The following is an 11,463-nucleotide window of genomic DNA, read 5'->3' as shown; positions in this document are numbered from 1 at the left end:
CCTCCAGCAGCTCGACCGGGTCGCCCCAGCGTTTGGCTGCGGCCACAACGCTGGGATCGCGCAAGGCACACAAAAAGCCTTTGTCGACCAGCAGGTTTTCGCCTGCCGTGACCGTGCTGTCCAGCGTGACCAGGTCCATGTGCACCGGCGGCTCCTCCCAGTCGGGCATGACGCGGCGGATGTAGTCGCTGGGCTGCGCCAGATCAATACCAAAATGCAGGGCACCGGGGGCATTGGAGCCTGCCGGGTACACCGTATGGCGCGGTGCCTTGGGGTTGAAGCCGCAGCCGCCGCCTTCTATCATGCGCCCGCCGACCAGCATGTCACGCAGGATGCGCGCTTCGTCTGACTCGCCTTCGACCCGGCTGACCGTGTCGCCCTCGAAGAACACCCCAATCCTTTCGGCAAAAGGTCGCGCAAAGCCCACCGCCCACTGCGGATAAAGCACACCGGACATGGGCACCACGGCGCTGAAGTCATTCTTCACCGAGTTGTGGTCCCAGAAGTTGGGCCCGTGTGTGGCCAGGTAATGCACGTAGCAGCCGTTTTCTTCGGCCGTCATCTGCCCGCGCCAACGGTTGGTGGCCAGTTGGTTGTCGCGCATCTCGGGCGTGAACGCAATCCGGAAGTCGCTGCCACGTTCGTCGGTGAAACGCAGGTCGAAGTTCTGCCCCTGCGGGTAGCGGCTGGCCGTGGCGCGGATGATTTCGCCCACCAGATCCAACGGAAAACGCGCCTGCGGGGTGTGCAGCAGGTCCAGGTTGCGGAAATAGGTGATCTTGACCCAGCGTTGGCCTTGGCGGCGCAGCTGTATGCACAGCGGGTCGAGGATGGAGCAAAACCAGGTGGAAACCACAAACGTCGCCTTGGCCAGCAGCGCATGCACAGTCTCGGGCACGGCCGTCACCTGTGTGCTGGGCTCCATGTAGATGCGCACACTGGCCCCGCGCGACTTGGCCAGGCCGATCACAGCGTCGATCACACGCGGATCAAGCAGCGGGTCGGCCAGAAACAGCACCTCGTCGCCGGGGCGGATGGCGAACACACGCTGAAAGTTGTCCAGCGCCTGGAAGAAGTATTTGGTGGCGGTGACCGCAGGGTCAGCCGGCGGCGGCAGGCCCTGCCAGGTGTTGCCGGTTGAATAGGTTGGCGCGGTGGCGATAGCGGGTTGGGGCATGGAGAACATCGTCGGATCCAATATCTGAAGTCGGTGGTTTTTAATCGGTCGAAGCCCCGGAAGACTTCACCGCTGCCCCCCAGCGGGCGATCTCGGCCTTCACAAACTGGCCCAACTCGGCGGGTGAACCGGGCGCGACCTCAGCACCACGATCCGCCAGCTGTTTTTTCAGCTCCGGGTCGGCCAGGGCTTTGCGCACCGCCTCGTTCAGCGTGGCCACAATCGGCGCCGGCGTGCCAGCGGGCACAAACAAACCGTCCCAGGCGCTGACGTCAAAACCGGGCACGCCGGATTCCGCAATCGTCGGCAAATCGGGCATGCTCGCAACGCGCGACGCGGTGCTCACCGCCAGGCCACGCAGCTTGCCACCACGCACTTGTGGCGCGGTGTTGGGCATCACATCGATCAGCATGTCGACCTGCCCACCGATCACATCGGTGATGGCCAGGGCGCCGCCACGGTAAGGCACATGCAGCATCTGCAGCCCGGCGGTGGACTTGAGGATTTCGCCCGCCAGATGCGAGGTTGTGCCGTTGCCGGCAGAGGCAAAGGTGTACTTGCCCGGGTTCTTGCGCACCAGGCTCAGCAGTTCCGGCATGGTCTTGGCCGCAAAGTCCGGCCGTACCACTACCATGGCCGCGATACGCGTGAACTGGCTCACGGGCTCGAAATCCTTCACGGCATCAAACCCCGGGTTCTTGTACAAGGTCTGGTTGATGCCGTGGGTGCCATTCGTGCCATAGGCCAGCGTGTAGCCGTCAGGCGCAGAACGTGCCGCCGCCAGCGTGCCGATGTTGCCGCCCGCGCCCGCCATGTTCTCGATCACCATGGCCTGCCCCAACTCGCGGCCCACCCGCGTCAACACCAGGCGTGCCAAAACGTCACCCCCGCCGCCCGGCGGGAAGGGCACGATCACACGTATCGGCTTGCTGGGATAGCCCGCCGCGCCCTGTGCCTGGGCTGGGCTGGTGGGCAAGCCCAAGGCCAGCGCCACCACGGCACAGGAAACTGCAGCGCCCAGCAGATGGCGACGGCCTTGCCGCGGGGTGTTTTGAGTAGCGGCTTGCGCCTGGTTAGCTGGGGGCTGAACAAAAGAAGAAAAGCGGCTGATGCGCATGGTGAAGTCTCCGTGGGGATCTGCTGAGAACGCAGATTTGTTTTGTAATTGCGTGCAATATTAATATTAGCACCCTAAGTATTTTTTGAAAATTAAGGGATAACACTCAGAAAAGCACTCAGTCGCCTCAAGAAAATGCATGCAATTTAGACTTTCACCTCCTTTCAAGCATCTTTATGGCATCGCAAATCGAACGCGTCACGCAGGCTTTGCGCCGCTGCATCTTCTCGGGTCAACTGGCGCCGGGTGAGCGGCTGGTGGAGCTGCAGTGGGCGGCAACATTGCAGGTTTCGCGCACCCCGCTGCGTATTGCGCTGGGTGAGCTGGAGAAACAAGGTTTGCTGGAACGGCTGCCCAAACGCGGCTTTCGCGTCAGGGCATTCACGATGGAGGCCATCAGCGACGCTATCGACGTGCGCGGCGCACTCGAAGGCTTGGCAGCTGAGCGCCTGGCCGAAAAAGGTGTTGCGGCCGAGCCGCTGGCCACCTTGCAAGCCTGTCTGACCGAAGGGCGGGCGTTGGTGGAGGCCGCGCGCGCCGACGGTTTGCGTCTGGACGCCGCGGGCTGGATCGCGATGAACGCGCGCTTTCATGCCTGCCTGGTCGAGGCCGCAGGCAATCAAATGCTGAGCGACGCGCTGGAAATGGTCAGCAAGACACCGATGGCCGGAGCTGCCTCGCTGGGGCTGGACGGCGCGTTGCCGGTGCTGGAGTTTGCGCTGATTGCACGTGCACAGGAAGACCACGAAGACATTGTGCGGGCCCTTGGCAGGCGCGAAGGCAGCCGGGCCGCCAGCCTGATGCGCGAGCATGCGCGCCGCAGCCGCGACAACAAGCAGGCCATACTGTTGCGGCGCCAGAACCCCTGAAACACCGGTTCAGCTGCGTGTTTTGCCGGCGGTGTTGCGCACCGCCGCCTCGTCCGGGGCAGCGCGAAAACCTGCCTGCAAGCCTATTCGCAGATGCTGCACAAACAGCGACACGGCCCGCGGCACGTGCAGGGAATAGGGACGAATGGCGAATATTTTTTCGGCAAATGCGTGCACTGGCCGCCACTGCGGCAGCACTTGCACCAGTTGGCCGCTCGCCAGCGCGGTTTGCACGCTGAAATCCGGCACCAGCGCAATGCCCAGGCCCGCCAGGGCCGCGTCGCGCAAGGCTTCGCTGTTGTTCGCCGCCAGGGGTCCGGCAATCGGCACGGTGGTGCGGCCTGCAGACTTCAAACGCCCCGCCTTGGGTTCAAACGACCAGACTTTGGAGTCCGCTCCACGGGGGTAGTGCAGACAATCGTGCGCGGACAGTTCGGCGGGCGTCTGCGGTGTGCTGCGCCGGGCAAGATATTCCGGACTGGCGACCAGCAAGGAGCTGACATTGCACAGCGGCCAGGCGACATGGGTGTCGGGCGGTGCCGCCGTGTGGCGAATCGCCAGGTCAAAGCCTTCTGTGGCCAGCGAATTGAAGCGGTCCGAAAGCTCCATTTCTATGCGGATGAAGGGGTGTTCGCGCAAAAAGGCCGACACCCGTGGCACCAGTTGCTGGCGGCCAAAAGCCACTGGCGCGGTCACCCGCAACAGGCCACGCGGCTCACCCCCCACGTCACGTGCACCGTTGAAGCTTTGGGCGATGCGCTCGAACGACTCGCGCGTTTCGTCCACCAAACGCTGGCCGGCTTCGGTCAGGCGCATGCTGCGTGTGGTGCGCCGCACCAGCGCCACACCCACCGCGCGCTCCAGCTCGGTGATATGCATGCTCATGGCAGCTTTGCTGACACCCAGCCGCGTCGCCGCCCCGGTGTAGCTGCCTTGGTCGGCCAATACGATGAGCCAGCGCAGGTGCGCCCACAAGCTCTCAATGTTTGGCGGCTCCATCATAGTTGTCACTTTATTGTTCATTTAATTGAACAAACAGTTTAGCGCCGTGGCATAGGCAAGGAGCGCTCAAATTTTTAGACTGACGGCCACGCTTTTGTCTTCATTCCTCATCGTCATTTCACCCTGTCCCTACCATGAGCACATCCAAGATCTCCAGCATTGACCACTACTTCAACGGCCAGGTGGTTGCCGGCACGTCCGAACGCTACCAGGACGTCTACAACCCGGCCACCGGCGCGGTCAGCGGCCGCGTTGCGCTGGCCGATACGGCTGAAGTCGGCAAGGCCGTGGCTGCGGCGCAAGCGGCCTTTCCGGCCTGGGCCAACACGCCGCCGATTCGCCGCGCACGGGTGATGTTCAAGTTCCTGGAGCTGCTGAACCAGCACAAGGACGAACTCGCCCATCTGATCACGGCCGAACACGGCAAGGTGTTCACCGATGCCCAGGGCGAAGTCTCGCGCGGCATAGACATCGTGGAATTTGCCTGCGGCATTCCACAGCTGCTCAAGGGCGACTTCACCGACCAGGTCAGCACCGGCATCGACAATTGGACCCTGCGCCAACCGCTGGGTGTGGTGGCCGGCATCACACCCTTCAACTTCCCGGTGATGGTGCCGATGTGGATGTTCCCGGTGGCGATTGCCGCCGGCAACACCTTTGTGCTCAAGCCCAGCCCAACCGACCCCACACCCTCCCTTTTTATGGCCGCGCTGCTGCAGCGCGCCGGCCTGCCCGATGGCGTGTTCAACGTGGTGCAAGGCGACAAGGTGGCGGTCGATGCGCTGCTGGTGCACCCGGATGTCAAGGCCGTGAGTTTTGTCGGCTCGACACCAATCGCCAACTACATTTATGAAACCGGTGCGCGCCACGGCAAACGTGTGCAGGCCTTGGGTGGCGCGAAGAACCACATGGTGGTGATGCCCGATGCGGATATCGATCAAGCCGTGGACGCACTGGTGGGTGCGGGTTATGGCTCGGCCGGCGAGCGTTGCATGGCCATCAGTGTGGCCGTGTTGGTGGGCGATGTGGGTGAGCGTTTGCTGCCCAAGCTGATAGAACGCACCAAGACGCTGAAGGTACTGAACGGCGAGAACCTGGCCGCCGAGATGGGCCCCATCGTGACACGCGCCGCACACGAGCGTATCACCGGCTACATTTCCACCGGGGTTGAAGAAGGCGCCAAGCTGCTGGTGGACGGACGTGGTTTCAACGGCGCCCAGGCAGGCAATGGTTGCGACAACGGTTTCTGGATGGGCGGCACGCTGTTCGACCACGTGACACCCGAGATGCGCATCTACAAAGAGGAAATTTTCGGCCCGGTATTGAGCTGCGTGCATGTGGCCGACCTCAAGTCGGCGGTCGACCTGATCAACGCACACGAGTTTGGCAACGGCGTTTCCTGCTTCACCCGCGACGGCAATGTGGCGCGTGAATTCAGCCGGCACATCCAGGTCGGCATGGTCGGCATCAACGTGCCGATTCCGGTGCCCATGGCCTGGCACGGCTTTGGCGGCTGGAAAAAAAGCTTGTTTGGCGACATGCACGCCTACGGCGAAGAAGGCGTGCGCTTCTACACCAAACAAAAATCCATCATGCAGCGCTGGCCTGAAAGTATCGCGAAAGGCGCGGAGTTTGTAATGCCTACCGCAAAGTAATGAATTGGGCCTCCCGGCTTTGCACGCCGCACAGCGGCGTGTCATTCGCCTCCTCCCGGGGAGGAGGCGTGGCCGGCTTGGGGCGGCCCTGCGCTCTGCCACATCAGCGTTAACAGCGCGCCATGGAGACTGGGAAACACCAGTCCCGAAAAACAGCGGAGACAAGCTCAATGAGCGACAACAGTTTTGACTACATCATCATCGGTGGGGGCACCGCTGGCTGCCTATTGGCCAACCGGCTCAGCGCCGACCCACGCTTTCGGGTGCTGCTGATCGAGGCCGGTCCTAAAGATGATTACCACTGGATCCACATCCCCGTGGGTTACCTCTACTGCATTGGCAACCCGCGCACCGACTGGCTCTACAACACCGAGCCCGACGCCGGCCTGAACGGGCGCAGCCTGCGTTATCCGCGCGGCAAAACACTAGGCGGTTGCTCCAGCATCAACGGCATGATCTACACCCGCGGTCAGGCGCGCGACTACGACCAGTGGGCGCAACTCACGGGAGACAACACCTGGTCGTGGCATAACGCTCTGCCCTACTTCAAGATCCATGAGGACTATCACAAAGGCGCAGATGCACTGCACGGCGCCAAAGGCACTACGCCTGAGCTGTTGCGCGGTGCCCATCAGAGCCTTGACCCATATCTGCGCGCACTCGACCGCCGCAAGTCAGGTGGTGAATGGCGCGTGGAAAAACAGCGCCTGCATTGGCCCGTGCTGGATGACTTTGCCCAAGCGGCACAGCAGGCCGGCATCCCCGCCAGCAACGACTTCAACCGCGGCGACAACGAAGGCGTGGGCTATTTTGAAGTCACCCAGAAAGACGGCTGGCGCTGGAACACACCCAAGGCCTTTTTGCGCCCCACCTGTTATGGCCGCCCCAACTTTGAGCTCTGGGCGAACGCCCAGGTGACCCAGCTGGACTTGCAAACGCTGCCCGATGGCAGCCAGCAATGCACCGGTGCCACGGTGTGGACCGGCAAAGACATGGTGAAGGTACACGCGGCGCGCGAAGTGATCTTGAGCGCAGGCGCCGTGGGCTCGCCGCAACTGCTGCAACTCTCGGGCATTGGCCCGCGCGCCCTGCTGCAACAGCATGGCATAGAAACCACGGTGGACCTGCCCGGCGTGGGCAGCAACCTGCAAGACCACTTGCAAATTCGGGCCGTGTTCAAGATCAAGGATGCGCTGACCTTGAACGAGATTTCCAGCACTGCGTGGGGCAAGCTCAAGATTGGCCTGGAGTACGCCTTTAAACGCACCGGCCCCATGAGCATGGCGCCATCACAACTCGGTGCCTTCACCCGCAGCGACCCCAGCCAACCCTATGCCAATATCGAATATCACGTGCAACCGCTGAGTCTGGATGCGTTTGGCGAACCGCTGCACAGCTTCCCGGCCATCACCGCCAGCGTGTGCAACCTGAACCCCACCAGCCGCGGCACGGTGAATATTCGCAGCGCACGGTTTGAAGATGCGCCAGCGATCGCTCCCAACTACCTCAGTACGCCCGAAGACCGCAAGGTGGCCGCCGACTCATTACGCGTGACGCGCAAAATCGCCGCGCAACCGGCACTGCAGAAGTACCAGCCCGAAGAATGGAAACCGGGTGTGCAGTTCCAGACGGACGAGGAACTGGCCAAGTTGGCTGGCGACATTGCCACAACGATTTTTCACCCAGTGGGCACCACCAAGATGGCACCGGCCAGCGACCCCATGGGTGTGGTCAATACGCGCTTGCAGGTCTACGACGGGCGCGGTGGCGTGGTGCGCGGCCTGCGCGTGGTGGATGCGGGCGTGATGCCCACCATCACCAGCGGCAACACCAATGCACCGGTGCTGATGATTGCCGAGAAGGCGGCCCACTGGATCTTGCAGGACGCCGGTTAAGGCGGCGCAGAACAAGCCCCTTATCAGGTGGTAAAGGCCAACGCGTTCTTGATGAAGGCGTTGAATTGCTCCAGCGAAGCCGGGCGCGGTGCCATGCGCGTGTGCTCTTGTGCGCCAATGTACTGATCTAGTGCCGCGTTGTCGCCGCTCTCAAATGCAAGCATGGGCAATGCGGCCCCAGCCAGCGAGTCGCGTACCGTCAGCAGCAAGCGCACGCGCTCTTCTACCAGTTGCTCGGTATCGACCACCAGCAGGGCGAAGTCTGAGTCGCGTTCTATGGCATCCCACACGTCCTGCTCGTTGTTCACCACCTGGATGCGCCACGCAAGTTGCTTGAGCCAATCCGTCAAGGTGTTGCGCCATTCGGCGTCTTTGGCCACCAGCAAGATGGCACCCCGGTCTTCCACGTCCTGGCCCAGGGCCACGGCTTTAATCAGCTCATCAGGCGGTTGCACACCCACTGCCTCGCCAATTTCGCGCCAGAAGTCGGCGCCCATCACGCGCAACACTTCGTCCACGGTAGTAAAACCCCGGCGCACACGGTCCAAGGCACTTTCAGACAGGAAGCGCATGCCTTCCTTGCGTGCCAGTGCACGTACATCGCTCAGCGGTGCACCTTGGGCCAGCAAACGCGCAATGCCGGCGCTATTCGTGAGCACCTGCATGATGGCGCGGCGCCCACGGTAGCCGGTGCCGCCACAAACCGTGCAGCCCACGGCACGCAGGCTGCCCTCGAGCCCGGCATGGGCATGCAGCCAGGCTTCAGCCGGAGTAAACAAGGCCTGCGCGGGCTGGGTGCACTGATGGCATAAGGCCCGCACCAGCCGCTGCGAGACAATGCCGCGCACAGCCTCTGCAGCCAGGTCTTTGGCCACGCCTAGGTCCGTCAGACGCGGCAGCACACTCACGGCATCGTTGGCATGTACAGAAGCAAACACCAGGTGGCCTGTGATGGCCGCCTGCATCGCAATGCCGGCGGTTTCGCGGTCGCGGATTTCGCCTATGAGGATGATGTCCGGGTCTTGCCGCACCACAGAACGCAAGGCGCTGGCAAAGCTCAAACCAGCCTTTGGATTCACTTCGGTTTGCGCCAGGCGTGGCATGCGGATCTCTACCGGGTCTTCCACGGTGACGATGTTGACCTCGGTGGTGTTTTTCTCGGCCAGCACGCTGTAGAGCGTGGTGGTTTTGCCCGACCCTGTAGGCCCCGCCACCAACACCACGCCCATGCTGGAGTTGATGAGCCCCTGAAGTTGCTGCCGCTCACCTTCGGGCAAGCCCAAATCCGCCATGCGCACCACACTGTGGCCGCCCAACAGGCGTACCACCAGCTTTTCGCCACCGGCCACGGGCAAGGTGGCAATACGCAAGTCTAGGCGGCGCTTGCCCAGCACGGCGCGTATATGGCCGTCCTGTGCACAGGTGCGGTCGGTGGGATCCATGCCCGCCACGGCCTTCACGCGGGTGATCAGCCGCATCATCACCGGCAGCGGCAGACGCCCGACTTTGCGCAACTGGCCATCTATGCGCATGCGCACCAAGCCACCGCCCGAGACCGGTTGCACATGTACGTCGCTGGCGCCGCGCTCAATCGCCTGGCGCAACATCAGGTTGGACAGCCGCACCACGGCCACGTCGGCCACTTGGTCTTCCACACTGATCTCACCCACGCGTGTGCGCACCGCGCCGGTATCGGCCGCATCGGCTTCGTCCGCCACATCCGGGCCCAAGGTTTCGCGCAGGGCACGGATGTCTGCCGGCGGCGCCACCACCAATTCAATCGGGATGCCGCAGGCAAAACGCAGGTCTTCGTATAGATCGGGTTGCGCAGGGTTGGACACGGCCACCACCAGGTAACCGTCGAGATGGCGCAATACCACAGCGTCGTGCTCGCGCGCCACGCTGGTGTTGAGCCAAGTGGCGGCCTCCGCAGGCAAACTGGCCGGAAGCGACTCAATGCGCAGCCCATACTGACGCGCCACTTCACGCGCCAACGCCCATGGCGTCAAGCCGCTGGACGCCGCAGCCAACGCCCAGGCCGGCTCCAGCTCGGCAGGCAAGACCGGTAGCGTCTTGGCCAGCCCTGGTTGCATTTTGTCGAGCACCTGGGCCAGCCACGTGGAGTCCATCACGGGATGAAGGACGACGGAGGGGGTGGTGAGCATCATGGGTTCTTAACTGTCAAGCGTCGACCATCGCTGAGATTCACGGAAAGCTGGTAACCGCCGCGCACCCGCAGGTAGGTCACACCCACATCCAGCGGCATGACGGTTTGCAGGTCTTCTGGATAATCGCCGTTGACCTGCACGTGGTCGGCCAGATTGGCGGCCAGCAACTCCAGCATGGCGCGGCGACCACGGTCCAGGTCGGCAGGACTGGGAGGCGACGGTGGCAGCAACCACCACAACGCGCTGCACAGCAAGCCCACCAGTAAAAGCAAGGTGGCCACCTGCCGCCAAGGGGCCCGCCTTACCTCGTCGAGCGCCATCGATCTGGGCTGAAGTTGTGCTGCGCGCGCCTCGCTTGTTTCTTCCTCTCGGGAAGCGCGTTGCACCAGTTGCTCCCAGTTGGGCGCCTCGCGTAGCTCGGAGCCGGGCGCTGCTGGTTCAGTGTGAGGAGGGGTGGGGGTACTCATCGCTTTGCCGCCGATGGGGTGGACGAAGCCGTTGTTGCCGCTGGTGCAGGCGTGCCGGCACGTACAGCCGCAGGCATGGCAATCTGAATGGAGGTTAGCTTGCCATTCCACTTGATGGGTGGATCGGTCGGCCAGTAGTAGGAAATGCCCGTGACCTCAAAGCGGCAGCCGGTGACAAGCTCGCCGCGGCTGGCATTCGCACTCAGGCCGTCGACCTTGAACGACGTCTTGCCGTCGGTCAAATTGCCCAGATCATCCCAACTGCGTTGGGTTTTCTGGCCGTCCCAAGTGGTCACGTCCAGAATCACTTTCACATGTATGCCCGCGTTCACGCCCGTCAGCAACTTGCCGTCCGTGCCATATACCGACAAGGTAGCGGCGCAGGTCCAGGTGTTGTTGGATCCCGGTGTGCTCCCATCTTCCCAGTCACCGCCGCCCGTGGGCGGCACCACTGCACCCGCGGCCGCACGGTTCACCAGCGGGAAGGCCAATTTGTCAGCGGTGAGCCAAATTTTGTCCCCTGCGTCGAAAGGCAGGGCTTGGCGCAGTTCTGCCAGGCGTTCAGCGCTGGCGTTGCCGGTGAGGTCGGCAATCAGCCCATAACGCGCCTCATTGGGCGAGGAAGCGAAAAAACCGGCGGGTGCGCGGATCAACAGCAAGCGTAAACCGCCAGGCTCGTTGAAAGCAGCATCAGGCACCACCTGCAAGCGCGGAGGCGCTTTTCCGGGCAACGCCCCGCGCTGCAAGGCACGGCGGCCAGAGGCATCTTCAATTTGCACTGCGGTGGAAATCTGGTCCACCTGCAGCAGCAGTTGCGCCAGTTGCGCCCGCTCTACATAACGCAGGTAGCTGGGCACCGCCAAAGCCACCAGCACGGCCGCGATGGCCACCACAACCAACAACTCCAACACGGTAAAACCGCGACGGCGAAGCAAAGACGTTGGATGCACGATCAGACCATCTCCCTGGGCGAAGTTGATCAGTATGCCAATGAATATAAAAATTGGGCTCCAAGGTGTCGGTCGCGAACAACGCCTGCCTGCATGCAGGCAAAACACAGCATTCGCGCCCAAACGAAATCGAATCCGAACCCAAGCGCCGCCATTCGCACCG

General features: G+C 62.7%; 9 protein-coding genes. 3 read left to right on the top strand and 6 right to left on the bottom strand.

Translation table 11 applies throughout. The features are described from left to right. Together ACFQ95_RS22795 and ACFQ95_RS22790 are read right to left on the bottom strand one after the other, a co-directional pair. Positions 1–1,177: hypothetical protein (locus ACFQ95_RS22795; protein WP_422834767.1), on the bottom strand; the 1,177-nt coding region annotated here is incomplete at its 3' end. Positions 1,178–1,217: 40 nt separating this feature from the next. Then, complete coding sequence (locus tag ACFQ95_RS22790) at positions 1,218–2,294, bottom strand: Bug family tripartite tricarboxylate transporter substrate binding protein (RefSeq protein ID WP_422834765.1); 1,077 nt, start codon at positions 2,292–2,294, stop codon at positions 1,218–1,220. A 176-nt stretch (positions 2,295–2,470) separates the two neighbouring features. On the opposite strand from ACFQ95_RS22790, the gene ACFQ95_RS22785 reads away from it, so the two are divergent. Next, on the top strand, positions 2,471–3,163 hold the full coding sequence (locus ACFQ95_RS22785; RefSeq protein ID WP_422834763.1) for a GntR family transcriptional regulator: 693 nt from the start codon (positions 2,471–2,473) through the stop codon (positions 3,161–3,163). Between the two features lie 9 nt (positions 3,164–3,172). Here ACFQ95_RS22785 and ACFQ95_RS22780 read toward each other — a convergent pair whose 3' ends face one another. Then, positions 3,173–4,162: a LysR family transcriptional regulator gene (locus tag ACFQ95_RS22780; protein ID WP_422834769.1), complete on the bottom strand. Its 990-nt coding sequence runs from the start codon at positions 4,160–4,162 to the stop codon at positions 3,173–3,175. Between the two features lie 137 nt (positions 4,163–4,299). Between ACFQ95_RS22780 and ACFQ95_RS22775 the strand changes: the two genes are divergently transcribed. Continuing rightward, positions 4,300–5,820, top strand: a complete 1,521-nt coding sequence (locus ACFQ95_RS22775) for a CoA-acylating methylmalonate-semialdehyde dehydrogenase (RefSeq protein WP_422834761.1) — start codon at positions 4,300–4,302, stop codon at positions 5,818–5,820. A gap of 170 nt (positions 5,821–5,990) precedes the next feature. Further along, on the top strand, positions 5,991–7,715 hold the full coding sequence (locus tag ACFQ95_RS22770) for a GMC family oxidoreductase (protein ID WP_422834759.1): 1,725 nt from the start codon (positions 5,991–5,993) through the stop codon (positions 7,713–7,715). Between the two features lie 23 nt (positions 7,716–7,738). On the opposite strand, the gene ACFQ95_RS22765 is transcribed toward ACFQ95_RS22770, so the two are convergent. The 3 genes from ACFQ95_RS22765 to ACFQ95_RS22755 are packed head-to-tail and all read right to left on the bottom strand — an operon-like array spanning position 7,739 to position 11,285. After that, positions 7,739–9,880 (bottom strand): GspE/PulE family protein, encoded by a 2,142-nt coding sequence (locus ACFQ95_RS22765; protein ID WP_422834758.1) that lies wholly within the window; start codon positions 9,878–9,880, stop codon positions 7,739–7,741. Next, positions 9,880–10,350 (bottom strand): hypothetical protein, encoded by a 471-nt coding sequence (locus ACFQ95_RS22760; RefSeq protein WP_422834756.1) that lies wholly within the window; start codon positions 10,348–10,350, stop codon positions 9,880–9,882. The genes ACFQ95_RS22765 and ACFQ95_RS22760 overlap by 1 nt, the downstream gene beginning before the upstream one ends. Then, entirely contained in the window at positions 10,347–11,285 is a 939-nt protein-coding gene (locus ACFQ95_RS22755; RefSeq protein ID WP_422834755.1) for a prepilin-type N-terminal cleavage/methylation domain-containing protein, read from the bottom strand. The genes ACFQ95_RS22760 and ACFQ95_RS22755 overlap by 4 nt, the downstream gene beginning before the upstream one ends. Between the last annotated feature and the right edge of the window lie 178 nt (positions 11,286–11,463).

This window comes from Variovorax sp. HJSM1_2 (assembly GCF_049316285.1).
In the GTDB taxonomy this organism is placed as follows: Bacteria; Pseudomonadota; Gammaproteobacteria; order Burkholderiales; family Burkholderiaceae_C; genus Rhodoferax_B.
Note: the sequence above shows the minus strand (reverse complement) of the source record. Positions and strands in the feature narration are given on the sequence as shown.

What these genes read in the sequence shown, in the direction of transcription:
- ACFQ95_RS22790 (WP_422834765.1), bottom strand. Translation starts at nt 2,294, where the DNA reads ATGCGCATCAGCCGCTTTTCTTCTTTTGTTCAGCCCCCAGCTAACCAG.
- ACFQ95_RS22785 (WP_422834763.1), top strand. Translation starts at nt 2,471, where the DNA reads ATGGCATCGCAAATCGAACGCGTCACGCAGGCTTTGCGCCGCTGCATC.
- ACFQ95_RS22780 (WP_422834769.1), bottom strand. Translation starts at nt 4,162, where the DNA reads ATGGAGCCGCCAAACATTGAGAGCTTGTGGGCGCACCTGCGCTGGCTC.
- ACFQ95_RS22775 (WP_422834761.1), top strand. Translation starts at nt 4,300, where the DNA reads ATGAGCACATCCAAGATCTCCAGCATTGACCACTACTTCAACGGCCAG.
- ACFQ95_RS22770 (WP_422834759.1), top strand. Translation starts at nt 5,991, where the DNA reads ATGAGCGACAACAGTTTTGACTACATCATCATCGGTGGGGGCACCGCT.
- ACFQ95_RS22765 (WP_422834758.1), bottom strand. Translation starts at nt 9,880, where the DNA reads ATGCTCACCACCCCCTCCGTCGTCCTTCATCCCGTGATGGACTCCACG.
- ACFQ95_RS22760 (WP_422834756.1), bottom strand. Translation starts at nt 10,350, where the DNA reads ATGAGTACCCCCACCCCTCCTCACACTGAACCAGCAGCGCCCGGCTCC.